A 24,911-nucleotide genomic window follows, 5' to 3' on the forward strand; every position below is an offset into this window, starting at 1 on the left:
TTCCGGGCTCCTCGCGGCCGGGGCCCTACTGCGACGGACCTCATTTTTGGGGGGTACGCGCTTGAGCAGGTCCACGCTGTGCTGAAGGAACTTGCTCGACGAGTGCCGGACCGGCCATGGCCGATGGCCGACTCGGCCATCGGCCGTCTCCCGGGTGGCCACGGCCGACGAGCAGTGAATACGTGGCCGACGGCTGACCCTAGCGGTGAGCGACCGACCGGCTGACCGGCCGCAGGTGGGTGCGGCTTCGCTGCCTCGACTGCTCCTCGCGGTGTGCAAGGGCCTTGTCGAGTCGGCGCTGGCCGGTGCGCGGGGCGACCCCGAGGCGACGGGCGACCTCTGCGCCGGAGAGCCTCTCCCCGGCATCCTCGGCCTCGGCCAGCCACTCGGTCACCATGACGATCTGCTGCTGAATCGGGTCCGGTGCGGGTTCCTGAGCTTGTTGCGCCGGCAATTGCGCTGCAGCCCTGGCGTCGGCGGCCGTCGCCTTCCCTGTGGTCGGACCAGCACCGTCGGTCTCCGACACCGAGACCGACGCAGAGACATCCACGCCAGTCTTCTGAGGCGCTCGCGTGCCGGCCGGGTCTGCGGCTGTGGTGTCGGCCGAGTGGCCGACGGCCGCCGAAGGTGCCGGAACCGGCTCGGCCGGGAAGCTCTCCGGAACGGACGCACCGGAGAAGGGGTGCGGCTCCGTTGCGTGGTGGCCGGCATCGGCCAAGGTGACGACACTTCGGTCGTCGGCCACGTCGGCCACGTCGGCCGGCGAGGAAGTGGCCGACTGGCCGTCGGCCAGCGACTCGGCCAGTACCGGCCGCAGCTCAGCCAGAACCATCTCCAACTGGGCATCAGTGAGCGGGTGGCCGCCTTCTTGATCGGCCACCTCGCCGTACGACTCAGTGAGGAAGCGATCGAACTGTTGGATGTCCGGGAAGACGCCCGTGAGGGCCACGTAGGCACGGCAGGCATCTGCGAAGTTCACCGGCGGGACATTCTCCTGCTGGGGCACAGCCTCGTCGCCCAGCAGGGAGGCTGCCGGGTGGCGGTCGCGCTGCAGCGCAGAGGCGGACAGGACGAGGCCGGCCTCTTCCAGGACGTGAGGTGCCGTCTCGGCAAGCGGCACGCCGTACTTCGCAAGGCGCAGCGGCATCCGGGCTTCCACGGGCGCCCTACGCCGCCACCGACGCCCGAAGCGGGCCTGCAACTGAGCCTCGTAGACCAGGCGATGCTGCTCGAGACGGACTGCCTCCTCGTACGAGCGGATCTCCCACAGCTTCATCCGGCGCCACAGCTTGAACGTGGGGACCGGCGAGAGCAGCCAGCGGGTGAGGCGCACGCCCTCCATGTGCTTGTCGGCCGTGATGTCGGCTATCCGGCCGACCGCGTGCCGGGCTGCCTCGACGGCGACGACGAACAGCACCGGGATCACCGCGTGCATGCCGACGCCGAGCGGATCGGGCCAGGCAGCGGCGCCGTTGAAGGCGATCGTCGCGAAGGTCAGCATCCAGGCCGTCTGGCGCAGCAGCGGGAAGGGGATCCGCATCCACGTCAGCAGCAGGTCCAGTGCGAGCAGCACGCAGATGCCCGCGTCGATGCCGATAGGGAAGACGAGGGAGAAGTCGCCGAAGCCCTTCCGCTCGGCGAGTTCGCGCACGGCGGCGTATGAGCCGGCGAAGCCGATCGCGGCGATGACCAGGGCGCCGGCTACCACCACCGCGATCAGTATTCGATGGGCGCGCGTCAGCACCACAGGCTTAGTTGTTCCCCCCGCCACCGTGGTCCTGCCCTCCTGTCGTGTGATTGCCCCTCACACTCTCATGCGAGGTGCTCAGTGATGTCCGATCTTGTTCCGGTCCGCAGCACGGAAGCCTGAGTTGTGCTGCTCCGGCATGACGATCCCGCGACCGGACGTGCCGGGACTCGGCCAAGCAGCGCGCGAGTTGTACCGGTTCGGAACCTCTTGCGGCTTGCTCTTCGCAAGCGACACGCACGGCCTCCGAGCCCTGGCACCCTTCGGTGAGTAAGGTAACCACATGACCGCCCCGTACGATCCCGAAGATCGGGAAAAGGTAGTCGCCAAGCTACCAGCCGCGCTCCGGCAGGAACTCAAGGTTCGTGCTGCTGAGCTGGGCGTGGACATCAAGGACGCCGTCACTGAAGGTGTCCATGCCTGGCGAGCCGATCGAGCCCCCCGTCCTCTCGTCGACACATCCGGCGGCAGTTCGTTCTCCACTTACCTGCCCGCAGGCCTGTACGGGCAGTTCAAGAAGGACTGCACCGACCGTGGCAACCTTCCGTACAACCAGGGCATCGCGCAGTCGATCCGCCTATGGCTGGACGCCCACCCCTCCCCTCGCCGCATCCCCCGTTCCTCCGGAGCCCGCCGCATCATCTTCGGCAACCAGAAGGGCGGCGTAGGCAAGACGTCTACCTCGGCCGGGACTGCTCAAGCCCTTGCTGAGCAGGGGCAGCGGGTTCTCCTGATCGACTTCGACCCCCAAGGCCACCTGACGCGCCAGCTGGGCTACCCGATGCTGGACATCGACGACCCGAGCCTGGCCAAGTTCATGCTGGGCGAGTCCAGAGGTGAACTGCGCGAACTGCTCGTACCGATAGAGCAGGGCGGATTCGGTGGACGGCTCTTCCTGCTGCCGGCATGCAAGGACGCGTTCCTCCTGGACGCCAAGCTCGCCACGAGCCGTAGCGTGCGCATCAAGGAGACCGCTCTGGAGAAGGCGATGGAACCGCTCGAGGCGGAGTTCGACTTCGTCGTCGTGGACTGCCCGCCGAGCCTGGGCTACACGATGGACACCGCGCTGTACTACGCGCGCACTCGCGACGGCGAAGACTCAGAGACTTCCGGCGTCTACATTCCTGTCCTTGCCGAGGACTCATCCGCTGACGCCTACGACATGCTGTACGACCAGATCCAGGACCTCGTCGAGGACATGGGAGTCGACATCGCTCTGCTGGGCTTCATCGTGAACCTGTACGACAGCCGCAAGGGCTACATCGCCACGTCCTCCTTGGACCAGTGGAAAGAGATCGGAGAGCCGCCGGTTGTCGCCGTCCTCCCCGAGCTGAAGGAACAGCGTGAGGCCGTCCGGCTCAAGCAGCCCTTGCTCACCTACGCACCCGAGTGCGAACAGTCGGAAGTGATGCGCACCCTCGCACGAAGGATCATCGGATGAGCGTCGCCGACCGTCTGGGCACCGGTTCGTCATTCGGCGGAGTACCCCGTGGCCGCAGCGCCCGTGGACGGGCAAAGGCCGTGACACAGGGGGACGTGCCGGCCTACGAGCTCGTCCGGATCCACCTGGACGAGGTCTCCCCCACTCCGCTCAACCCCCGCAGGAACTTCGGCACCGATGACGAGAAGACGCGCTTCGGCGAAGAGCTGCGCACCGCGCAGTTGGCTGCTTGCGTTGTCGTCACCAGAGGCGCCTATCTGCAGCTGTGGCCCGAGCACGACGGCCTGATCGGCGCGGCGCGCTTCGTGCTCGTCAACGGGGAGCGCCGGTACCGCAGTGCTCATCACGTAGGTCTGGAGACTCTGGACTTCGTCGTGCGTGACGACCTGGCGGCCACAAAGGAAGACTTCGTCAACCACCTCCTCAAGGAGAACCTTGAGCGCGAAGACTTCGACGTCATCGAACGGGCACGCGGCGTCCAGCAGATGGTGGCCGTCTGCAGCAACGACTCCGGGAAGGGCGCCCAGACCCGCGCAGCTGAGCGACTCAACAAGGACAGGTCCTGGGTCACCAACCAGCTCGACCTTCTTATCCTGCCGGAGGAGATCCAGCTCATGCTGAGCGCCGGCGAAATCCCGGAGCGGGACGGACGCCTGCTCGCCCGTCACATCAAGAAGCATCCCGATCTGGGCGCTGCGGAACTCATTGAGTATCTGAGGTCCACGAAGGAGCGAGAGGCGCAGGAGCGGGAAGCACGTCGGGCGCTGCTGCGAGCAGCGACGCAGCAGGCGGCGGCGCCGGCCTCCTCCGCGTTGTCCGCGGACAACGGTCGCGGCGGTTCGCTCGTGGCGCCTGGGGGTGAGGTGGCTCCTGTGTTGTCCGCGGACAACGTTCGGGGGGCGGCCGGCTCTGGTTCGGTTGGGGGTCCTTTGGTGGACGGGGGTGCTGAACCGGTGTTGTCCGCGGACAACGGTCGCGGCGGTTCGCTCGTGGCGCCTGAGAGTGAGGTGCCCCCCGTGTTGTCCGCGGACAACACCGGTCAGTCGTCCCTTCACATGCCTCAACAGCGAGCCATCGACATCGAGGCGCTTCCGTGGAGTGATCCGGCGTGGTTCGCCGAGCAGCTACGCAAGCGCATGTCAGCCGACGGCCGGGACAGGCTTGTCGCCCTCCTTCGCGATGAGGACATGGGATGACCTGAACGCCCCGTCATCACTCGTCGCTTCAACTCCGGCTCTATGGCGTCCGGCATTCGCCACCGGACGCCATAGCCGTATGAACCGACCGCACCGTCTGACAGGTGGACTCCGTTCGGCTCGGCGATGACGCTCGCGAGGAGCCGAAATTGGCTGAGCCGTCGTCAGGCGGCTCAGGACACAATCAAACGTCGTGCCCTACCGGCGACCTTGAGATCGGCCGTGTGCGGGGCCATTCTGCGGGTCGCTTTTTGGACGGTACTTGCCAAATGCCCGCATTCGCGTGGTGCGGACCATCCGTTGGAGCGCGCCACGATGCAGGCTCCGGCGGCTCCGGAGGGCCCACGGCGCGCTGGCCATCACTCTGCCGCGCTTGCTGACGCTGACGCCGCGTGATCCAGCGCCTGCAGTGCCACCTGCGTGGTTGCCGCTGCCCGGCCCGTCTCCGCGGCATTCTCCCGCACCTCGCCCACAGCCCTCCGAAGGAAGAGCGCCAGGTTTGCGCGTTCCAGAGGGTTGGTGCGGTCGTCGATGACGGCTGCAAGCTCGGTGATCCAGAAGTCCTCTGGACCGGAACACAGTTCGTCTCGCTCGTAGTGATGGAGGAGCCGGCGGGCGGCCGCGTCGATGGTCGGGTAGCGAGCATCCGCGGCCTCCTCCCGGCGCCGGCGTTCGAGGGCTTCGGCGGCCAGCCGTGTCTCCAGGTCCCGGGCTGCTTCTGGGCTGCGGCGGTCTTCGGCCGAGCCGCGCACCGCAACGGCCAGTCGGCGCGCCTTGTTGTAGGCGCCGTTTGCGGAGTCCACCGCAACCGCAGGTGCCAAACGCTCCCACGATGCTCCGGCGGACCGGGCGTCCTCGATGGCCCGGAGCTGCAGCGGGTCCAGGCGCTCCCGTATGCACTGGGCCAGTTGGACTCGGAGCAGGGCGGCCTCCTGGGCTTCCCGGCCGACGAGGTCGGCAGCGTGTTGCTGTGCCCAGGAAAGGACGTTGTAGAGCGCCGCATCGCCGGGCCAGCGGGCAAGTGCCTCCCGTACCGAGTCCTTTGTTCCCGGACGCTTGCTTGCGGCTTCATGGATGCCGTAGAGCCGTGCCGAGAGCGCGTGCGGGTCGACACCGATCAGCCGCTGCGCAGGACGTCGTTCACGCGTCAGCGGGGGATGGTACTTCTTCTTCGGGCGGCTCACGGCGTCACTCCGGAAGCGAGAAGTTGAGGCGCACGATCATCTGGCTGTGGCTCCCTCACTGTCAGCGGAAATGGCTCCTGGCCTGCACGTTCATGCAACAAGTGTGAGGCATGGGGTGCCTGGCGAGGCGTCAGGACCGGTCAGGCAGGCTTCGACTCTACCTCCCGAAACTCGGCTTTTCCCAACTTGGGAAACACTATGGGACTGGCATGCACATGATCAAATCCCTCGATCTGATCAGCACTCATAACCGGAATTATGAGCGGCCTTGACGATCATGAATCCGGTTGGCGATGGCCGACTTGTGGCAGCAATGCCTGCACCGCACGGCCCCCGTGCATATTGCGTCGGCCGTGCCATCGGGGCGTCCGACAACACAGGTCGACAGCGATTCTCGGTCCGAGGCCGTGAGCTAGCGTCGGGGGAGGCCCGCGCCACAAGCCCGGGACCACCACCGAGGACGATGGAGTGCAGGGCGTGACGACTTCTGGTGGGCTGCGGCAGCGCGCTGGCGGCGCGATCGAGCGACCGGGCACCCGGGCCGAGGACGCCTACGCCAAGATCCGCGACGACCTGGGCCTGGTGGCACCCCGCGACCCGGTCACGAACGTGCTCGGGCCGCGCCAGCACCGCCTCGCCCTGCTCTCGCAGATGTGCGATCACGCGACGTTCCGGATCGCCGTGGACTGGCTGAGCTCCTCGACGATTCCGAGCATCAACACCAAGCGCAACTATGCGGACGACCTGAGAGTTCACTGGTGGGGGCTCGCGCAGGAACTCGGTTACGAGCGCTTCAGCATCGGCTGCATCGGCCGCGGCGACGTACGCGAGTACCGGCTCAGCGAGGAGAGACGCGGAAGCGCCCCGCGCAGCATCAACCGCCGGATGTCCGCCCTGTCCTCGCTGACGATCTTCGCTGCCGAGGAAGCGCAGATCTACATTCCCAACCCGGTGACCCGCCACGACCGCATCCGCATCGACCGCCACGACCGCACCACCTCCACGCCCGTCCTCGAACTCGACGACATCGGCGCACTGTACGAATGGGCGGAATGTTTGCGCGACGTCGTGGTCACCGCGCTCGTCTACACCTTCGCCGGCCGGGTCACCGAGTGGTGCGCAGCCGACGTCACCGACTTGCGCGACGGCCGCAGCCCCGTCGTCGACCTCACCCGCAAGGGCAACAAGGGCCGCCAGTGGCCCCTGCCCCCGCTCCTCGCCGAGCTCCTCGTCAAGCTGATCGACAGCCGTACCAGCGGGCCCCTGCTGCTCGATTCCCGGGGACAGCGGCTGGACCGTCACGATGTCGACCGCATCCTCACCCGGCTCGGAAGGCGTTCCGACGTCCTGGCCGGCCGAGACGTCACACCCCACGTTCTGCGCGCCAGCCGATTGACCCACATGCACGACGCCGGAGAGAAACTCGAAGACATCCAGGCCTTCGCCGATCACGAGGATCCGGCGACGACCCTCGCGTACATCCAGCGCCGGGACGACGTCCGGCGCAAGGCCCGACAGGCCGCTGACGGCGTGGACCACTTCAGTGCCCTGTACGGCCGATGGCTTGTCCAGGCAGTCTGAGAAGCAGCACAAAGCTCCTCTCAACCAGGGGAGCTTTGGCGCCGAGCAACCACTTCGCACCGTTGTGCCGAAGTAATCCTGCGCCTGTCAGGGCAGAGTTATGCTGGCTCACGGCGGGTGGTTGCACACCCGCCCGGAACACCCCAGTGATTGGGCCGGGTTCCGATCTCTGGTGGTGTGAAGACTCGGGCGAGTCCGGGCGGCCGTTCCCTCGCCGAAGGGGCGGCCGCAGCCGTCTTCGGTTGTGCGAGTGCCAGAGAGCTGGTTCCACAGCTCACGATGGGGGCTCAGCGGATCCCGCTGCTCCTGCCGAGACCCAGCAGCGGATGCGCGCTCGCGGGGCGGTCAGGTGCTGTGAAGCACTGCGGTCATGAGGACTTGGTCAGGGCGATGGTGGCTTCCGTCCAGGCGAAAGCGTCGCCGATGCAATTGCGTTGCCCACCCCGGACGACCCGACAGTCTCACGCGGCAGGTGGGCGCGCTGCTCCGGGAGCCATCAGCCGGGGTCGAAGCGGTTCGTGTCGGGGGCTGGGCGATCTGACGGAGGGCTGTCCTGGGGATGCTCGGAGCGCGGACAGCCCGACTGCCGCTCCAGAAGGAACTGGCCGCAGCACTTGGCATCACCCCCCGCTCGCTCCGCAACTGGATGCTGGAGCCCTCGAAATTGGACCCCAGCCAGGTGGAAAGGCTCGCATACGCGCTGGGGATGAGCGCATCGAATCGGGCCAACCCGTACATCCTGAAGGGGCTGTTGCCGCCGGCGCCGCCGGTCGGGGAGCTGAAGCGCACTCCGGAGATGGCCGTGTACCAGAAGATGATTGAGGGACTTGCTCACCCGTCCGTCGTATACGGCTACGCCTGGGACGTCGTCCTCTACAACCGCAGCTTCTGGGACGTCTTCGGAGGAGTGCGCCCGCATGAGACGGCTCACCCCACCCGGAACACCACGCGGTACATACTCTTTCATCCGGACGCCCCCTTGATGCTGGGCGGCGGGGACAGCGAGGCGTTTCGTGAGATGTGGCTCATGCCCGCGCTCGCGAATTTTGCAGCCACCCTGCAGCAGCGACCGGCTGACGAGCGGCTCCTGGCAATCGAGCGGGACATCAGCAGCCGACCTGCTGTCCGACGCGCATATCGCGATGCGCCGCGCTGGATCGTGGAGCACGGCGACATCGCCGTCAACGCCGACCCGCGCCCCGTTCTGGACCCGCGCACCGGAAAAATGACCTACGCCCACATAGTCACCGAGGCGCACCAGGGCTATCAGGCCACGACGCTCCAGCGAGCCACGTGGGTCTTCGTGTGACCAGCACGCCGCCACATGCCCCAGCGGAGGCATCCGGAGCGCGTCGCAGGTGAACTTGGGGGCTTGGGCCTGGCGCGCGGAGGCCAACCCCGAGCCGACGCCAGGCGGGCGCCCCTCAGAACGTGAGGTACTGAGTGGAGACCCAGCCCCACTTACCCGCGTTTGCGCCGGTGAGGACCTTGCCGTAGGACCACTTGAACTGCTTGTTGCAGTGCTCTTGGAACTTCACGCCCTTGGCCAGGAGGCCCTTGGACGTGTAGCCGGTACCCGAGCCGGTGCGGAGGTTGATGGTGCTGCTCGTCTTCTGGGTCTGCGGCCACTGCCATTCCCAGTCGCAGCCGGGGGCGCCGGCGGCGGAGGCCGCGGGCGCCATGGCGACGCCGCCGAGGACGACCGTGAGGGAGGTGGCGGCGGCTACGACCGCGGCCTTGGCCTTGGCCTTGGTGAACATGTGGTTCATCCGATCTGTCTGATGCGGTGAGCTGTCGGGTTCTCGCGGGAGCCGCACCCTGGCGGCGGTCCCGACGGGGCGGTTCATCGGGCGGTTTCCGGGACCGGCGGTCGGGCAGGCCGTGTCGGATCGGCGATCAGCGCCTTCAGCGGCAGGCACAGGGTGGCGCCCAGGAGGCCGGTCGTCAGAGGGAAATGGGCGAGGGGGTGCCGTCGGGGGAACAACGGCACCCCCCGTGGTCCGAGGCGGCCCGCCTGCAGTGGTGACGGACGGGCTCGGGCCGACAGCGCTCAGGGGGCGAACGGTGCACGGCGCCTCGGCCGTTGACCGGTCGGCCAGGCAGGAAGGCACGGGCAGACCGGAAAAGAGGGTTGATCACGGCGCACGGCTGCCGCCGGCCGGCGGGCACAAATGGCGAGGAGGGCGCCTACACCACCGGGGAAGCGGTGAATCCGTGACTCTTGTATCCGCCGCAGCACCTGTGCCAGTCGAGCTGGAGCTCGCCGTCCGCGAGCCCCCTGGAGCTGCCGGCATTCCAACGGATCGTTCCTGTGGTGTACGAGCCGTTGTAGTTGCCCATACCGTCCGAGTTCTCCAGCTGCCCCTCGATGCCGTAGAAGTCCTTGGACGCCTTCACCGGGTCGGGCCCGCTCTGGGACTTCTTGACCTGGAGCCTGAAACGGGCGCCGTCGAAGATCGCGGAGTCGTCGATCTCTGCGAAGACCGGCCCGTCCCAGGAAACCTGCGCGTAGGCGTACACGTACGATCCGGACCTCTTGGCGCACAGCTTCGTGGTGACATCCCACTGGTCGGCCCAAGGGCCGCTGTAGTTCGCGGTGTCGATCGACTGCTTGCTCGTCTTGCAGTGGTACGAGGCGGCGGACGCAGGGGAAGCGGTGACAAGGCCGGCGCCTGCCACGGCCGCAGCGGCCATGACAGTGGCTACCGAACGCTTGAGCGTGGACATGGGGGAGGAACCTCCTGGGAACTGAGCCGCATATGGGGCACCGAAGGGTGCGCGCCACGCAGAGGCGCAAAAACGGATCAGGTGTGGTTGAAGGCCGTGCGCCGAGTGACGCCGACCGTGAGGAACCCACCGCGGTGGGATGAATGGGGTACGCCAGCGGCGGGGACGCATGACGTCACACAGCTCTCGTCCGCCTCAGGAAACCGATCCTGATACCGCCGCAGAGGGCTGAGCCGTACACAGCCCCCGCCCTGGAGCGGGGGAGTTGGCCCGGGCAGCGGGCAGGTCAGGTGGCCGATCGAGGCATGAGCGGTCCTCGGACCGCTTGTGGAGCCGCTGGTCGCGAGGTGTCTCGATCGGCAAACGGGAGATCCTGCGGGGCGCTGGTGAGCGCCGGCCGGTTGTGCGCGGGCCGTGCTTCGTCAGCAGTTGCCACAACGAACGTCTCGGCGAAGCCGGGACGGTGGGCAGAAAGCACAAGGGCTCCCCTCGAGGGGAGCCCTTGCGGCAGCACGCACTTCTCCGTCGCGCGGGCGCAGGACCGCGGCAACAGCCGAAGCTATGCTGTGCTCGGCGTGGTCGCACACGCCTGGCAGAGCACCCCAGGTTTTGGTTGGGTTCCGATTTCTGGTGGAGCTAGTGACTCGCGAGAGTCCTTGTGGCCGTCCCTTCACCAAAGGGGCGGCCATACTCGTGTTCAGGTGAAAAGGACTGTCAGATCAGTGAGGAGCCGGTCGCAACAGCGCCTCACCGAAGGTCGGTCCGGATTTCAGAGCGCAGCCGGCTCCGTACCCAGAGGCGATGCCGCCGTGCCTGGCGCTGGGCTGCTGCCGGTGGGCGTGGATGCTGCGTTCAACGTATCCCCCTGTGTTGCCAAGCTTGGTCGCGAGTGGGCAGCAGTGGTCGAGGATTCGACGACACCGCTGGGCTCTCATGGCCCTCCACATCTCGCCTCCCCCCATCATTGCGAAATTTCCCTCGGGCGCCAGAAAGGGGAAACCCGATTTCCGTTTTTCCTTCCGCAGCCATTCTGTCAAATCGCCCGTTTGGGTATTGCTGGGCACATTTTTCGGGCGGATCCGCCCCCCGGGCGGATGGTGCTGCGCACAGTTCCCGTCTTCCCGGACGGGAACGCGCATTCCGGGGAGCCGGCTCGCGCTGTGGCAGTTCCTGCAGAGGGCCGGAGACGACGGCGTCACGCGGCAGGGGAGTTGGGAGCGCAGAGGCGTGCCACGAAGAAACGGTCGGCGGACAGGAAGACGGCGAACGCCCAGTCCCAGAAGCGAACATGATTCCCGGTCCTCCTGAGCCTGCCCGGTCCACGTCGCTGCGGAGGCCCCCGGCCTGACAACGGGCCTGAGTAGTCGGGGTACAGGAAATCCCGGTGAGAACGATCATGGTCTCGGCGTGCAGGTGCTGACGCGGTTCTCGTACTCGCGGCGGGCCTTGCGCTGGGCCGGGATCGCCGGGGTGCCCGGGCCGCCGTCGAGCGGCTGGCAGCGGGCGAGGAGTCGGTGGTGCACGGCCGGGACGGCGGTGACGCGCAGGGTGTAGCCCTGGCCGCGTCGTACGGTCACGCCCTGGTCGAGCGCGGCCCGCTCGACGTCGTCCAGCTCGCCGGCGCGGAGGAAGTCGGCGACCTTGCCCGGCATGTCGAGGGTGACCGGCAGCTCCGGCGCCGGGGAGTCCTCCTCGGTGGCGGTGTGGTCGGGCAGGAGGTCGGCGACGGCGGTGCGGATGGCGCCGCGGCTGACGCCGTGGTCGCGGGCGAGGGCGGCGATGGAGCGGCCTTCGAGGTATGCGGTGCGCACGTCGGCGGTCTTCGTGGCTGCGACGGCGGGGCGGCGCCCGCCCCTCGCGCCCCTGGCCTCGGCTGCGCGCAGGCCGTCGTAGGTCAGCTCGCGCTGGAGGTCGCGTTGGAGTTCGCCGGCGGCGGCGAGGGTCTGCACCATGAACTTCACGGTGGACAGCAGCTCGCCGGTGCGCGGGTGGCGGGCGGTGAGGTCCATCGCGGAGAACGCGCCGTCGTGGACGCGCAGCGCGAGGCGGTCGCGGTGGAGGACGTCGAGCACGTCGAGGATGTGCCCGGTGCCGCGTACGAGGCGGAACATCTCGGAGATGTGCACGGTGTCGCCCGGCCGCGCGTACGTCAGCAGCTCGCCGAACTTCGGTCGCTGGAGGGGGTGGAGGCGGCTGGAGGTTCCCGGGTCCTCCTCGAAGACGACCGGGTCCTCGATCCCGGCCTCGTCCAGGACGAGGTCCTGCCGTGTGGTGGACTGCTGGTCCGTCGAGACTCGCTTGTAGACCAGGTTCGCCACCGTGGGACCCCTTCCGTGCAAAGGATCGGACCCTATCTGTCGTCAAATCCTGTCAGCAATCACCATCGGATCTGATTGGATTCGGGCCGCCGCGAGCCCCTGAATTGCACGGGTTCATTGGACGCACCGCCGCCCTGTCGTCAAACGATCGTTTGACGACAGGCGGAGTCCGGCGTGGAGGGCAGCCCAGGTTCGGTGACGACAGCCTTCCTCGTTGCTCAGCTGCGACGGTGCCGCGTCGAGGCGGTCGACGGGCCCGTCCACCAGCCGCTGACCCAGGGATTCTGCCGCGCCTGGCCGTCGTGAAGTAGGCGGCGATGGGGGTAGACGGTCTTGCGGCTGGTGATACCAGGGAGGGTCGTCTGTCCGGTGTGTGCTCCCGGCGGGGCGGTGGCGGCGTGCGTACCGTGGGCGGCAATGAATGAGGTGGTGCTGTGACGACCGGCGAAGAGCCGCACGGTACACCGGGCCTGCCTGGGTTGCGGCTGAATCTGGACGAGCAGTTGGAGGGCATCGCCCAGCAGCTGCGGTCGCTGGCCAGGGCGAAGGACCGTTTGCAGGGGCTGCTGTCTGCGGTGTTGGAGATCGGCGGTGATCTGGATCTGCCGACAGTGCTGCACAGGATCGTTACTACCGCCATGGATCTGGCCGGGGCGCGTTACGGTGCGCTCGGCGTCCTGGCCCCGTCCGGCGACCACCTGGAGCAGTTCATCACGGCTGGCCTCACCGATGAGGAACGCGCGGCGCTCGGGGGCATCGACTTCCCGCACGGCCGTGGCGTCCTGGGCCATCTGATCCACCATCCCGAGCCCCTGCGGGTGACCGACATCCCCTCGCACCCGGCCTCGGTCGGTTTTCCGCCCGGACACCCGCCTATGCGTACGCTTCTGGGCGTGGCGATTACCGTCCGTGGGGAGATCTATGGCGACCTCTACCTCTCCGAGCGCCGGGACGGCCGGCCGTTCGATGAGGACGACGAGGCGGTCGTGCGGGCCTTGGCGGGAGCTGCGGGTATCGCCATCGAGAACGCCCGCCTGTTCGGCTACATGCGCGACAGCGCCGAACAGTTCCAGCGGCTGCTGCTGCCGACCCTGCCGGACCTGACACCGTTCTCCGGGGCCGCGGTCTACCGAGCCGCGGCTGAACCGGCCAGCGTCGGCGGAGACTGGTACGACGCCGTCGTCCTGCCAGACCTGGCCTGCGCGGCCGTCATCGGCGACGTCGTCGGCCACGACCTGCACGCCGCAGCCGCCATGGCCCAGGCCCGCAACATGCTCCGCGCCCTGCTCTACGACCGCCAGACCCCGCCCAGCGAGGTGCTGACCCAGCTGGACCACACCGTCCACGCCATCACCGACCTGCCGGTCACCACCGCATGCCTGGTCAGGATCGAGCCCTCCACCGATGGCTGGATGCTCCACTGGAGCACCGCCGGCCACCTCCCACCACTGATCCTGACCCCCGATGGCACAGCCCGCTACCTGCATGCCGAGCCCGGCATCCCACTGGGGGTCGACCCCGACATCCACCGTCCCGACCACACCCGTCAGCTGCCGCCAGGCGCCATCGTGCTGCTGTTCTCCGACGGCCTCGTCGAACACCCGGATCATCCCATCGACGACCGCCTCAACGCCCTCGCTGAACTCGCCGCAGCCCACGCCACCCAGCCGCTCGACGCTCTCGTGCACGCCCTCGCCGACCACCATCCCAGCGACGGCCACGACGACATGGCCATCCTGGCCATCCGAACGCCCCGCGAAGAATGAACCCCAGTCCGCTACAGGCGGCCCGACAGGTCGGGTGCGCCGCGCCCGTCACTCCTCGTCTTCCTCGTCCTCGACGGCGTCCGGGTCCCGGAACGGGCGCAGGCCCTGGCCGGGGCCGCTGGCCTTGATGTTGAACAGGTAGCGGCCCAGGAAGTTGATGTGCCGGTCCTTGAGCGGTGAGAGGCGGGCGACGTCCTCGTCCTTGATGTCGTGGCCCTCGGCGCGGAGCTGGGCGACGGCGGCGTCAAGGTAGCGGGTGTTCCACAGGACGACGGCGTTGAGGACCAGGCCGAGGGCGGCAAGCTGGTCTTCCTGGCCCTCGCGGTACGCCTGCCGGATCTGGCCCCGGCTGCCGTGGCAGATCGCGCGGGCCAGGCGGTGGCGGGACTCCTGCACGGTCAGCTGCCGGTTCATCAGCCGACGGTAGGTGTCGTCGACCGGGTCGACCAGCGCGAGCAGGTGCATGGTCTTGTCGATCCGCCCGTACTCGGCGAACGCGGCGCCGAGCGTCGTCGGGTGGCCATCGCGGCCGAACATCCGCAGCAGGTCGTAGGCCCGGACCTGGTTCGTGATGAGCGACCCGGCGACACGGAGCATGTCCGGCCAGTGCGTGGCGATCCGCTTGAGGTTCACCTTGTTACAGGCGACGGCCTCCAGCGGCCCGTACCCGGTGGCAGGCTCCTCCCCGCCGGGCAGGTCCGCCCGCCAGAACCGCTGGTCCGAAAGGTCGCGGAAGCGCGGGGCGAAGCGGAAGCCGAGCATCTTGTACAGACCGAAGGCCATGTCGGAGTACGAGGCGTTGTCGGTCGCGACCATCTCCGGCTTCACCCCGCCGTCGAGGTTCAGCAGGGTGTCCAGGGTGTAGAGGCTGTCGCGCGGGGTGCCCCGTACGACCATCGCACCGATCCCCGCGACCTGGTCGTTGACGGCGTTGAGCCAGGTCACGCCCCGTTTGTAGCCGTAGTACTTGGGCGAGGGCCCGGTGTTGATGCTCTTGACGGGGACGACGAACCTCAGGCCGTCGACGGAGGCGAGCAACCCGCCGCCCCACATCTGGGCCAGCTCGATGCGGGACTGGGCGGCGATGAGCTCGGCATTCGCCGCGGCGATGGTGTCAGCGCGCAGGTAGTTCTGGTCGACGTGGGACAGCCGCGAGCGGGTCAGCGCCTTGTTCTCCGGGTCGATGACCGGGGTCAGGCCGATGTTGCAGCTCTCCGCTACCAGCAACGCGACCAGCGAGACGAGCAGGCCCTCCATGCGGGTGCGCCGCTCGGAGACGTGCCCAAAGGCGTCCAGGAACCCGGTCCAGGAGTGGACCTCGAACAGCAGGTCCGGCAAGTCGATCCTCGGGAGCATCGCCTCCGTGGTGGCCTTGAGCCAGGTCAGCGACTCCGGCTCGCCCACCGCGCCGAGCTTGTCCACCGACAGGCGGGCGCGTCCGCCGCCCTCGGGGACGACGATCTCCACCTTCGCGTCGGCGCCGGCCTCCTGAAGGCGGTCGGCCATCTGCCGCCACGCCGCGTCCAGCGCCTGGACGAGCTGGGCCAGGTGCTTCTCGGCGTCCTCGGTCAGGGACAGGCCCGCGAGCACGTCCGCCCGCATCGCCTCCCACCGCGGCCCGTCCAGCAGCCGGGCGCGCGGGTCCGCCCACCGGTTCGACGGGGCGGCGAACACGTCTCGCCGGTTCAAGGCGCGGTGCAGCTGCTCCAGGACGCACACCACGTAGGCGTCGCGATCGACCGCGCCCTGCGGCAGCTTGGTGTTGGAGAACACCGCGCGCTTCCACATCGCCGGCACCAGCTCGACGTCGACCTCGCGGGGCAGCAGCGGCCGGTCCTTGACCCGGCGCCGGGAGAGCGCGGGCAGGCGACGCACGGCCTTGAGGATGCGCCGCCCGGCCGGGGCCGCGTCCAGCGCGTCCGACTCGCCAAGCAGGGACAGGAACGGACGCACGGTGTTGTAGCGCAGGGCCAGCTTCTCGCGCATCGCCGCCTCGGCCGAACCGTCGTCCTCAGGCACCAGGGCCTCGACGGTCGCCACCGCGCCGGCCACCGCCGTACGCGGCACAGCCTCCTCGACCGCCGCCCACAGCGCGGCGACATCCAGGTCCGCCTCGTGCTCGGCGACCAGGTCCAGCTCACGGTTGAGGATCTTCGATGCCTTCGCCAGGATCCGGGCCGCCTTCTCCAACTGCGGCAGCATCGCCAGGCGCTCCCGGTCCGACGCCCGCCGAGCCGGGCTGATCAGCCGGTTCGCCATCAGCACCGCGAACAGGTCCAGCGCGTCGTCGACCGCCTGCGCCTCCAGCTGCCGCACCACCGCCGTCAGCAGCGCGGTCCGCCGCGGCTCCGGCGCCCGCTCGATCGTCTGTGCCTTGCTCAGCTGCCCGTACCGGGCCAGCGCGGACAGCCGGTTCACCGGCACCCGCGACAGGTTCACCCGGCCCAGCGCGAACGCGGAGATCTCCTCCACCCGCTCCATCGCCCGCACCATCGCCGTGCCCGTCGACTTCACCGGCGGCGTACGCAGCCGCTCCAGCTCCGAGACCCGCCTGCCCTCCGGCACCACCAGCAGCTCCGCCAGGGCCGGAGCGAGGACGGGATCGGCCCGGTACGCCGCCCGAGCCACCGCGTCGTACAGGCGCCGCTCGGCCGCCGTACGGGCCTCGGACACCTGCCGGGCGAGCACCGAGACGCCCGGCAGCAGCACCCGGTTCTTCCGCAGCCACGTCACCGCGTGGTTGAACAGCGCAACCGGCCCCTCTGCGTGCGTCCACGCCCGCCCGTACAGGAAGCTGCGGAACTCCCGGCCCCACTTCCGGTCGGTGAAGTCCCGGTACTTGAACCGTTTCTGGATCTCGTCCGCGTGCTCGTACACCGTCGAGCGCCGCTCGGCGTACCGCTTCACGCACGAGGCATCCAGGATGCCGAGCTGCCCGGCCAGGTACTCCACGACCTCCCACGGCACCGCGAGCGGGTCCTCACCAAGGAACCGGCCGACATAGCGGACCGTACAGATCTGCACCGCCATGCCCAGCCGGTGCGCGTCCGTACGACGCAGCGCGATCAGATCGCGGTCGTCATCGTCGAGGAAGAAGAACCGCTCCAGCTCCGGGCGCGTGGGCACCTCGGTGAACGTCCCGTACGCCTCGGCCTGCTCATCAGTCAGAAACTCCACCGGCACGAGGCAGACCGTAGCCAGCGCCTGCACCCGCTCGACGATCTTTCCGTGAACCTCAGCGACGCCCCAGGACGGTGTGCTAGCCGACCATGATCGTTCTCACCGGGATTTCCTGTACCCCATCTACTCACACCCGGACAAGACCTTCCCCCGGACTGCTTCTGGCATGATGAAAGTGATAACGGGCTCTAAGGAGGACTGTGAACGACAACGGCGCGCCGGCACCCGCCGTCGCAGCGCTCGAAAAGCTCTACGAGAAGACCGTTCGAGCCGTGGAGAGGACGATGCCCTCGGGCTCGCCCCGCGACGCTCTCGTGCGCCAGCTGACCTGGGTCAAGGGGGACCTGATGCTGGCGCTGGAGCTGCCGGACTACCGGGAGCGATACGGGGGTTCTCTCCGTGATCTTCTCGGCCCGGGTGCCGACCCCTACCTGGACCTGGCGGGGGAGGGAGTGTTCCGTCGGCAGGAGCACAGCGCGCCCAGGAAGGCCGCGCACGCCTCGCAGCGTGTGCGCCGCAAGTGTCTGCGCCGCTTCGCGGAGGAGGCCAAGGTGCCCTGCGGGGCACGCTCCATGTCGCGTGACGAGCTCAAGCCGACCCTCCCCAACTGGGCACGGGCGGCCTTTCGCAACCACATGACGACGCTGCTCGAGAACCCGACGGCGTGGAGCGATGGGCGGACCAGCAGGCTGCGCATACTCAGCCTGTACCGGATGCTCGCCATCGTGAACACGGTGCTCGACACCGCGGCCCGCGGCGGAGAGCTGCAGAGTCAGACTCTTGACAGCCTCGCCCCCTCGCTTGCCGCGGTGAAGGTGGTGCGCCGACCGCAGGCTCGGCGCACGCGTGAGGCCGTCACCGAGATCTGGCCGACCACTTCAGGTACACAGGCCGCGTACGCGGCCTGGCTGGGGGAACGGCAGGCATTGGTGGTGGGCACCCAGGGCGGCAAGGCGGCGCTGTGGGTCTCTGTGCATCACTCGCCGGCACGTGGCGGTGGGGCGGGGGCCACCCCGCCCGGCACCCCTCTGCAGGCGCGCGGTCTGGCCCGCGCGTACGAGGCACAGATCATGCCCCTCAAGGAGGCCCTCACACAGCACGGTGGAAAAGGGTGGGAGCTGCCCAAGAGGATGGAGCAGCTCCGGCGCGGAGCAGGTGAGTACATCGCGCAGCAGGCCGAGGCCGAGCCCGACAATCCGAGGTGGCGTCCGATCAGGAGGCTCCCGGCCGTTCGGCCTGAGGGGCAACTGCGGGAAGAGTTCGGGTGCATGGAGCGCGCGGTGCGCGAGTTTCAGGCGGTGCGGGCCGACGCCGAAGACGAGGCGGATCCTGCCGTCATGGCGGCCAGGGGGCGGCTTGCGGCTGCCACGCTGGAGGCGTGGGTGCGCGGTGCCGGTCACGTGTTGCTGCTCCGGGTTCTGGCTCAAGCCGGGCTCGCGTCGGACGACGTGGGAGCTGCGGGATACCACCCGCAGCTGCTCACGGCTGCGCAGCTGTTGTGAGATCCCGCCGGGGCCGTGCGTGCCGTAGGGCCTGCGCGAGGAGCCGGGGTCCCACGGTGTGTCCTGCGCAGCGGGCGGAGCCGGCGAGCGAGGTCTGTAGCCGCCCAGGGCCCTCCAGGTCGAGACATCCGACTTGAGGTGCGCCGCGGTTACTGGCGAGCGAGGCCGGCAGGATCGATTTCGAAGGGGAACGGGTTGTCGACGGTGGTGACGGCTCCCGCCAGTGCGGTGGCGCGCTCGGTGTACCGGCCGTTGTCCAGTTCGCTGATGATGAGCCGCGGGGCGGGTTCGAATTCGAGCCGCCAGTAAGCAGGGATACCGGCCTCGGCGTAGAGCAGCGGCTTGAAGCGCCTGTCGACGGTGCTGTTGCCGGGGGAGACCAGCTCGACGACGAGCTGTACCGCTTCGGCGTCGATGCTGACACCGTCCTCTGCGGTGGCTCCCGCGTCGGCGACGACGATGTCCGGCACAACCAGGCCGGACGGGAGGATGACGTTGATCGCTTCAAGGATCTCGACCGGTGCTCCCACCGCGCGAGCGGCAGTGTCGAGGGCTACGTGCAGCCGGAAACTCGCCCGCTGATGGCGCACTCCGGGAGCGGGCGACATGACGAGGGACTCCCCGAGAAGTTCATAACGGAAGCGCCGGTCTTCGGGGAGCGCGAGGACGTCGGCGACGGTCCACGGCCCGGTGTGGCCGATCTCGATCGCGGCGACGCTCATCTGCTCTGCACCTCCTCATGCGCACTACCAGTGTGGACTGCCGGCGGCCCCGGTGTCTGCTGTTCAGAGTCTGCTAGGTGAGCGTGGCGGAAGCCAGAGGCAGCGAGGGCCACCGTGCATGCAGGCGGCCCTCCTTTGCTGTCGCTGCGCGAAGCGCGTCCTCATCCTCCAGGGGGGAGAGCTGCCAGCGGTGGGTCGGGGGAGTGCGGGGGACTTGCAGTGTCCACCGCGCGCATCAAAGTGATAACGGGCTCAAGCGCTCGAAAGCCCACCCTGGTCGCTCCGCTGTGCTCCCCACCTGACCCGTCATACGTGGAGTGGCCGGTTCCGTGCCTCACGCTCCTCTCCACGCACGCGCGGGAAGGGACGGCGCCACTACGTCCCAGGGGCACTGCGTGCCTGGTCAGTGGGACGCGACGAGGGTATGGGTGCCTGCCGGGCACCCATACCCTCGGACAAGGGGAGGGCGCGTGAGCCTGTTATCACTTACGCCGAGGACGCCGCATGGCCGAAGATCACTGGCTCTGTACGGCCAGGGACGGCATACTGAGGACACGCTTTCGCGTACAGGTGCAGAAGGCCCCGGCAATCCCGCCGGGGCCTCACTGCGTTCCGGGGGCACTACGCCACCGCGTGCAGGCTGCCAGAGCCCGGCTTCGGCGGGCGCTTCTGGTACTCGGGCACCAGGATGGGGGGCGGCCCGCCTACAGCGAGCTGCTTGCTCATCTCGCTCTTGAACTCGTCCTCCGAGCTGTAGCCGGCGATGGCGGGGTTCAGCGCGTAGCGGTGCCCGCGGCCGTTGCCCGACCGCAGCACGAGACCCCGCTCCACGAGCAGAGCCATGGCGCGGCTCATGGACGCCTGTCCCACGCCGAGAACCTCGTCGATCTCCGCTTGCTTCATGTCGACGGCACCGCCGGGCTCCGCGTACTTGACCATCACGGAGAGCACATTGATCGCCGTGGGGGTCAGCTCCAGCTCGTGGAGCATGCCCATCAGTCCTGTAGTGGTCATCAGCATGGCAAGTTCCCTCTGGTCAACCGATCTCAGTCCTGGAAAACAGGGTCAGTGCTTCGCCGAGCTCGTCCGGGAAGTTGGACTCAAGCTGCATGGCGCGCAGCTTGGCCAGGAAGTCCGCCTGCTCGTTGCCGTTGCCGTTGAAGGCAACGCGCGGGTTGAGCTCGAAGGTGCTCCGCTTCAGCTTACGGATGAGGTTCATCTCGCACAGGCGGTCGAGAGGGGCGCCGATGCTCGTGCGCTGCACCCCGATCTCGTCGGCGATCTCGGCGTGGGTGGTCTGGATCTTCCCCCTCTTCTGCCGACCGATCATGTTCGACAGGATCGCGCCCTGGAGCGGCGTGATGATGTGGTGCGTCAGGCAGTACGGCAGCACCCTGCGCAGGAAGTAGTTGCTGACGAGGGAGTACCCCTCTTCACCGAGGAAGTCATGCGCGGTGCGTCGGTACACGACGGCTTTGACCTCGTGCACCGGGCCGGAGCCGATCTGCTCCGCAATCAGGCGCGCCAGATCACTGTTGTTGCCGGCGTCGGCTGGTTGGAGCGCCGGGCGCCCAGCTGGGGTCGGCCCCCTGCTGCGACGCCGTAGCGGTCGTGCGGGTTCGCCCATCTCATGATCCTTTCGCGTACAGGTGCTGAGCACTGTACGGCAAAAGTTGCGAGCAGCCGCAAGTTACGCGCCGAAGCGTTGCGTTCATTCACAACTTTGCGTCGGCGGACGTCAACACTCGACCCCGAACGGGTAGAGCTGCCGACGCACCTTGAGCCGGCGCACCGTCCAGCAGAAACTTGTGAATGGACGCAAGTTTCCGTGAAAGCATGCGTTCATTCACAAGTTTCACGTCTGAATGTGGGCGGCGGCCGACATTACCGACCTCTGAATGTCGGCGGCCGCCGACATTTGCTCACGTGAATCCGCAGGTCAGAGGGCATAATTGGGCAGGCTCCTCTTACTTATAGAGGCCGCGCGTTTCCCTCCGACGTCACACCCCAGCTGCTGGATCCCGCTGCCCGGCATCCGCATCGTCGTGGCTCACGCCGTGCGCGTCGGCGAGCACCGTGGACGTGTTCTTACCTGCAGGTGAGTGCCCCTTCTCTTGTGGCCTCCTCACCGTTCGGAAGGTACGGAGCTCAGGTGGCGACCGTCGACGCCCGTACGGTCCGGAACACGGCAGCCACGCAGCAGGCAGCAAGGGGAGGGGCGGGTCTCGGCCGACTGCCCCGCCCGGCCAAGGCGCAACCCGCGTACTCGGTCCCGCTTGCCCAGTGAGGGCGCCCAGCGCCCGAGGGGTGCGCGGGCGACCGTCAGGGAGGCCGCGCAGGGCATGCGGGCGGGCGGGTCCAGGGCGCCAAAGCGCCTGGCGAGGGGGTCTGGGGGGCGAGGAGCCCCCCATGCCATGGCCGGTCCAGCGCGGCCTGGGCGCTGGCGGGGTCCAGGGGCTGGCCCCTGGGACGTACGGTCCGCAGGTGTCCACGGACGAGACCGCTGAGATCAGACACCCTCAGAATGCTGATGCTCGAGCCGGCAAGGTCCGAGCGAAGTCAATAGGGGCCACGACGGCGCCGGCTCGAGGCCCGGCGCCCCCTCTGGTGGCCATCGGGTCACAGCACTTCCGCCTTCGCTAGGTCTGTCGGTAGGAGGCGAGCTCGGGGTACTGCTGAGTGAGCTCGTCACGCAGGAGGCGGCTCTCTTCCTCGTCAGCTGCCCGCCGGGCGGCCGCGGCAGCCACTCGCTCGTGGCGCCGGGCTGCTTCGTGCCCCCGCTGCTCGTGCTCCTCGTAGGCATCCTGGAGTGTCAGGGTCCAGGATGCTGCGGCTTCTTCCTTCCGCAGTCTGTCTCCACGGGCCGGTTCGTCCGCCGGATGAGCGGTGGAGGGCGCCGCGTCTTCGGTTTCGTTGCGGCACGAACCGCACAGGCCGTCGGCAGGTGCGCCGTCGCGGCCCGGCCGGCGGCACTGCCCGCACTCCCACCAGGAGGGTGCCGGCCGAGGATCCGCGGTCCGCTGTACGGGTACACCATTGCGGCGGTCACTGCGCCGATCAATCTTCCGTTCCGCACAGGCACGGCACGGGTCGCCTGTGTCGATGACCTGCCCGTCCTCGCACCGGTCGTTGCCGCACGGCTGGAGGCTGATCAGTCTGATGACGACACCCGGGTAGCTGAGGATCGCGCCCTCGCGGTGCTTCTCGTCGAAGCCCCACGCGTACCAGCGCCGCTCAACACGGGCGGCAAGCTGTTCAGCGGTGCGCTGGGAGGGAGCGCGGCCCAGGGTGGCCAGGATGGCGTCGCGGACAGCGGGCGGGCGGTAGCCGGGCATGCAGGCAGCGAGTTCGGCCGGGTAGCCCTGCTCCACCGTCCGTACGTCTGCCCCCTGCTGCTGGGTCATGCGGACCTGGTTCTTGGCGGAGGGGGACTTCTTCGGCGCCTTGGCGCCGGTCGACGCGGCGGAGCCGCCGTTCTCGCGCGCGCTACTACCTGTAGAAGCCCTCCGGGCGTCAGTGGCGCTACGCGCCGAAGGCGCTCCCTCGTTGTCTTTCTTCTTGTTAATGCTTCTTGTAGTTACCGCCCCCAACTGAGGGCCTACGTATGCCCCCGATTCGGGGCCTACGTGCCCCCCCGATCGAGGGGAGACGTGTCCCCCAGGTTCGGGGGACACGGTCTGACCTCCTGGTTCGATCGAGTTAAGGTGCTGGATGTCGTCGAGGACGGCGCCGTCGTATGCCTTGCCGAGCCGTTCGTAGAACTCGCCGAGCGAGCGCGGGCCGGTGTAGTGCTCGGGCGGGGTGCGGCGGAGCTTGTAGACGTTCTTCTTCTGCGGTCCTCGGCCGTCGGGCACCTTGATGACGGTGAGCGCGCCGATGCTCTCCAGCTCGCGGGTGAAGGGCGTGATCTTGTCGCCCCGGGAGTAGCCGAGCAGCATGGCGAGGATCTCCGTGCTCGGCCATACGTACCGGTCGCCGCGCTTGTAGTTCAGGTGCATGGCGAGGATCCAGTACAGCTCTTTCGCTGTCGCGCTCACGTCGGCCAGGCCCATCCAGTGTCCGAGCTGGACGTAGGGCAGTTCGTCCTCGGCCTGGACCTCGAAAGGATCGACATCGGTGTCCTGGGCGCGGATGGTGGCCAGCATCCTGGCGATACTTCGGGCCCGGGCGTCGTTCCCGGCGGGGGACGGCCGTCGCGTGCCGATCTCCTCGGATCGAGCGGGATCAAGCGGGTACTGCACGTGGCATGCCCCCTTCAGGTGAGCGAAAGGGCTTCAGTGCCGCAGCGATGCGTGACGGCCGGTCGGAGGTCGTACGACTCGAGCTTGCGGCTGGCGGCGTGGTTGCACACGCCTGCTGAAGCACCTTCAGCGTTTGGGCTGAGTTCCTGATCTCTGGTGGTGAGATGACTCGGGCGAGAGTCCGTGAAGTGGCCGTTCCCTGTGCCGATAGGGGCGGCCGCAGTCATGTCAGGGGGAGCCGGGGCGTTGGCGGCGTGTGGTGACGCTGGCCGCGGCGTGGACCCGGTAATGCTGTGGCGGTATCGCCAGAACCCGTACGCTGCTCACTGAGCGCACCTCCCCGTCGTAGATGCAGGTGTGCGTCCGCTGTTCCGGGCGGCCACCCGGGTAACGGACCGACAGGCCCCAGTGGGGCCTGTTGTGTTTCACGGGAGGATTGCTCCTCCTGGGTCGTCCCTATCCGACCACACGCACCGTAACGGGTGTGCCGCAGGGGTGACGAAGTCTTTGTGCTGGCACGAGAGTTGGCCCTGTGTCAGGTCAGCCCCCGCGTCGAAGGACTGAAGGGCCGGTGCGATGGTTCCACCGGTCGGCGGGTCGTCCCCGTCACGCCGCACTTGGTGGCGTACTAGACGGTTGCCAGGGATGACGGCCACCGTGACCTCCGGCGACTCGGAGGTCCGGTGCGGGGCGCCTGGCGGTGTACTGCTGCCGGACCGGCAACTGCCGTGACATCTCAAGCAGCTGCGTCTCTTCGGCGGTGGGCATCCCGTGCCGCAGGAGCCGTTCCCATGTCAGGGGCCTTGTGGCCGGCCTCTTCGGTCCGGTCCAGGTAGCCGCAGGGCTCTGCGCCGAGTTCCGCGAGGCGGGCATGTCGTCGGACTCTCCGGGGGAGCCGGGTGCGGGGATTGAGGAACATCGGAACGAAAACCGGCGCTAAGCCTCCGTCGCCCCTGGTGGGCGGCTGAGGGAGCGTCGGTCGTGGGACCGGTCTGAAGTCGTCCCACGGATAACACCCCAATATCTGCGGTAGCTTGATGCGTCACCTGCGGTGACGTTCTCCGGCCGCTGCGTGAAGCGGCCCTGTTATCTGTGGCAAGGGGGAAGCGGTGCCCCCCGTCGTACAGCTGTCAGATTCTGGAGTCGGCTGCGCGGATGACCGGAGTCGGCTGCACAGCGCCGGGACATGTTCAGTCGCACCTTGCCGTGGGGGTGCCTACGGCACCTTCCGCGTCGACATGAACAGCTGCCTCGACCTGGCGACGTAGGGCAGGTGTCCTGGGGCTACGCGCGCCGGGCTGCTGGG

General features: G+C 68.3%; 16 protein-coding genes. 6 read left to right on the top strand and 10 right to left on the bottom strand.

Features of this window, described 5'->3' with window-relative positions; genetic code table 11:
- Positions 1 to 199 precede the first annotated feature (199 nt).
- Positions 200 to 1,747, bottom strand: a complete 1,548-nt coding sequence (locus ACH5AF_RS33855; protein WP_398907194.1) for a DUF2637 domain-containing protein — start codon at positions 1,745 to 1,747, stop codon at positions 200 to 202.
- 283 nt (positions 1,748 to 2,030) lie between these two features.
- On the opposite strand from ACH5AF_RS33855, the gene ACH5AF_RS33860 reads away from it, so the two are divergent.
- Together ACH5AF_RS33860 and ACH5AF_RS33865 are read left to right on the top strand one after the other, a co-directional pair.
- A complete protein-coding gene (locus ACH5AF_RS33860) occupies positions 2,031 to 3,188 on the top strand; it encodes a ParA family protein (RefSeq protein WP_398907196.1) in 1,158 nt (385 codons plus the stop codon).
- On the top strand, positions 3,185 to 4,384 hold the full coding sequence (locus ACH5AF_RS33865) for a ParB/RepB/Spo0J family partition protein (protein ID WP_398907198.1): 1,200 nt from the start codon (positions 3,185 to 3,187) through the stop codon (positions 4,382 to 4,384). The genes ACH5AF_RS33860 and ACH5AF_RS33865 overlap by 4 nt, the downstream gene beginning before the upstream one ends.
- 359 nt (positions 4,385 to 4,743) lie before the next feature.
- On the opposite strand, the gene ACH5AF_RS33870 is transcribed toward ACH5AF_RS33865, so the two are convergent.
- The gene (locus ACH5AF_RS33870; protein WP_398907200.1) at positions 4,744 to 5,568 is read right to left on the bottom strand and encodes a hypothetical protein; all 825 of its coding nucleotides are present in this window, start codon (positions 5,566 to 5,568) and stop codon (positions 4,744 to 4,746) included.
- Positions 5,569 to 6,045: 477 nt separating this feature from the next.
- On the opposite strand from ACH5AF_RS33870, the gene ACH5AF_RS33875 reads away from it, so the two are divergent.
- Complete coding sequence (locus tag ACH5AF_RS33875) at positions 6,046 to 7,149, top strand: tyrosine-type recombinase/integrase (RefSeq protein WP_398907201.1); 1,104 nt, start codon at positions 6,046 to 6,048, stop codon at positions 7,147 to 7,149.
- A 559-nt stretch (positions 7,150 to 7,708) separates the two neighbouring features.
- Entirely contained in the window at positions 7,709 to 8,458 is a 750-nt protein-coding gene (locus ACH5AF_RS33880; RefSeq protein WP_398907203.1) for a hypothetical protein, read from the top strand.
- Between the two features lie 115 nt (positions 8,459 to 8,573).
- Here the strand turns inward: ACH5AF_RS33880 and ACH5AF_RS33885 are convergent, their stop codons facing one another.
- From ACH5AF_RS33885 to ACH5AF_RS33895, 3 genes are all read right to left on the bottom strand, one after another.
- Entirely contained in the window at positions 8,574 to 8,918 is a 345-nt protein-coding gene (locus ACH5AF_RS33885) for an SH3 domain-containing protein (protein ID WP_398907205.1), read from the bottom strand.
- 418 nt (positions 8,919 to 9,336) lie between these two features.
- Positions 9,337 to 9,876, bottom strand: coding sequence for a hypothetical protein (locus ACH5AF_RS33890; RefSeq protein ID WP_398907207.1), 540 nt, complete (start codon positions 9,874 to 9,876; stop codon positions 9,337 to 9,339).
- Positions 9,877 to 11,270: 1,394 nt separating this feature from the next.
- Complete coding sequence (locus ACH5AF_RS33895; RefSeq protein WP_398907209.1) at positions 11,271 to 12,194, bottom strand: recombinase family protein; 924 nt, start codon at positions 12,192 to 12,194, stop codon at positions 11,271 to 11,273.
- A 434-nt stretch (positions 12,195 to 12,628) separates the two neighbouring features.
- Between ACH5AF_RS33895 and ACH5AF_RS33900 the strand changes: the two genes are divergently transcribed.
- Positions 12,629 to 13,960: a SpoIIE family protein phosphatase gene (locus ACH5AF_RS33900; RefSeq protein ID WP_398907211.1), complete on the top strand. Its 1,332-nt coding sequence runs from the start codon at positions 12,629 to 12,631 to the stop codon at positions 13,958 to 13,960.
- 48 nt (positions 13,961 to 14,008) lie between these two features.
- On the opposite strand, the gene ACH5AF_RS33905 is transcribed toward ACH5AF_RS33900, so the two are convergent.
- Positions 14,009 to 17,143: a Tn3 family transposase gene (locus ACH5AF_RS33905; protein WP_398907213.1), complete on the bottom strand. Its 3,135-nt coding sequence runs from the start codon at positions 17,141 to 17,143 to the stop codon at positions 14,009 to 14,011.
- 197 nt (positions 17,144 to 17,340) lie between these two features.
- On the opposite strand from ACH5AF_RS33905, the gene ACH5AF_RS33910 reads away from it, so the two are divergent.
- Complete coding sequence (locus ACH5AF_RS33910; RefSeq protein ID WP_398907215.1) at positions 17,341 to 18,642, top strand: hypothetical protein; 1,302 nt, start codon at positions 17,341 to 17,343, stop codon at positions 18,640 to 18,642.
- A 149-nt stretch (positions 18,643 to 18,791) separates the two neighbouring features.
- On the opposite strand, the gene ACH5AF_RS33915 is transcribed toward ACH5AF_RS33910, so the two are convergent.
- The 4 genes from ACH5AF_RS33915 to ACH5AF_RS33930 all read right to left on the bottom strand — a co-directional run bounded on the left by ACH5AF_RS33915 (position 18,792) and on the right by ACH5AF_RS33930 (position 23,509).
- Positions 18,792 to 19,364, bottom strand: coding sequence for a Uma2 family endonuclease (locus ACH5AF_RS33915; protein WP_398907217.1), 573 nt, complete (start codon positions 19,362 to 19,364; stop codon positions 18,792 to 18,794).
- A 621-nt stretch (positions 19,365 to 19,985) separates the two neighbouring features.
- On the bottom strand, positions 19,986 to 20,384 hold the full coding sequence (locus ACH5AF_RS33920) for a MarR family transcriptional regulator (protein WP_398907218.1): 399 nt from the start codon (positions 20,382 to 20,384) through the stop codon (positions 19,986 to 19,988).
- A 16-nt stretch (positions 20,385 to 20,400) separates the two neighbouring features.
- Positions 20,401 to 20,991: a replication/maintenance protein RepL gene (locus ACH5AF_RS33925; RefSeq protein ID WP_398907220.1), complete on the bottom strand. Its 591-nt coding sequence runs from the start codon at positions 20,989 to 20,991 to the stop codon at positions 20,401 to 20,403.
- A 1,012-nt stretch (positions 20,992 to 22,003) separates the two neighbouring features.
- Positions 22,004 to 23,509, bottom strand: coding sequence for a hypothetical protein (locus tag ACH5AF_RS33930; protein WP_398907222.1), 1,506 nt, complete (start codon positions 23,507 to 23,509; stop codon positions 22,004 to 22,006).
- Between the last annotated feature and the right edge of the window lie 1,402 nt (positions 23,510 to 24,911).

Source organism: Streptomyces sp. NPDC018833, assembly GCF_044390825.1.
Lineage (GTDB): Bacteria > Actinomycetota > Actinomycetes > Streptomycetales > Streptomycetaceae > Streptomyces.

What these genes read in the sequence shown, in the direction of transcription:
- ACH5AF_RS33865 (WP_398907198.1), top strand. Translation starts at nt 3,185, where the DNA reads ATGAGCGTCGCCGACCGTCTGGGCACCGGTTCGTCATTCGGCGGAGTA.
- ACH5AF_RS33860 (WP_398907196.1), top strand. Translation starts at nt 2,031, where the DNA reads ATGACCGCCCCGTACGATCCCGAAGATCGGGAAAAGGTAGTCGCCAAG.
- ACH5AF_RS33880 (WP_398907203.1), top strand. Translation starts at nt 7,709, where the DNA reads ATGCTCGGAGCGCGGACAGCCCGACTGCCGCTCCAGAAGGAACTGGCC.
- ACH5AF_RS33920 (WP_398907218.1), bottom strand. Translation starts at nt 20,384, where the DNA reads ATGCTGATGACCACTACAGGACTGATGGGCATGCTCCACGAGCTGGAG.
- ACH5AF_RS33915 (WP_398907217.1), bottom strand. Translation starts at nt 19,364, where the DNA reads ATGAGCGTCGCCGCGATCGAGATCGGCCACACCGGGCCGTGGACCGTC.
- ACH5AF_RS33925 (WP_398907220.1), bottom strand. Translation starts at nt 20,991, where the DNA reads ATGGGCGAACCCGCACGACCGCTACGGCGTCGCAGCAGGGGGCCGACC.
- ACH5AF_RS33890 (WP_398907207.1), bottom strand. Translation starts at nt 9,876, where the DNA reads ATGTCCACGCTCAAGCGTTCGGTAGCCACTGTCATGGCCGCTGCGGCC.
- ACH5AF_RS33930 (WP_398907222.1), bottom strand. Translation starts at nt 23,509, where the DNA reads ATGCTGGCCACCATCCGCGCCCAGGACACCGATGTCGATCCTTTCGAG.
- ACH5AF_RS33885 (WP_398907205.1), bottom strand. Translation starts at nt 8,918, where the DNA reads ATGAACCACATGTTCACCAAGGCCAAGGCCAAGGCCGCGGTCGTAGCC.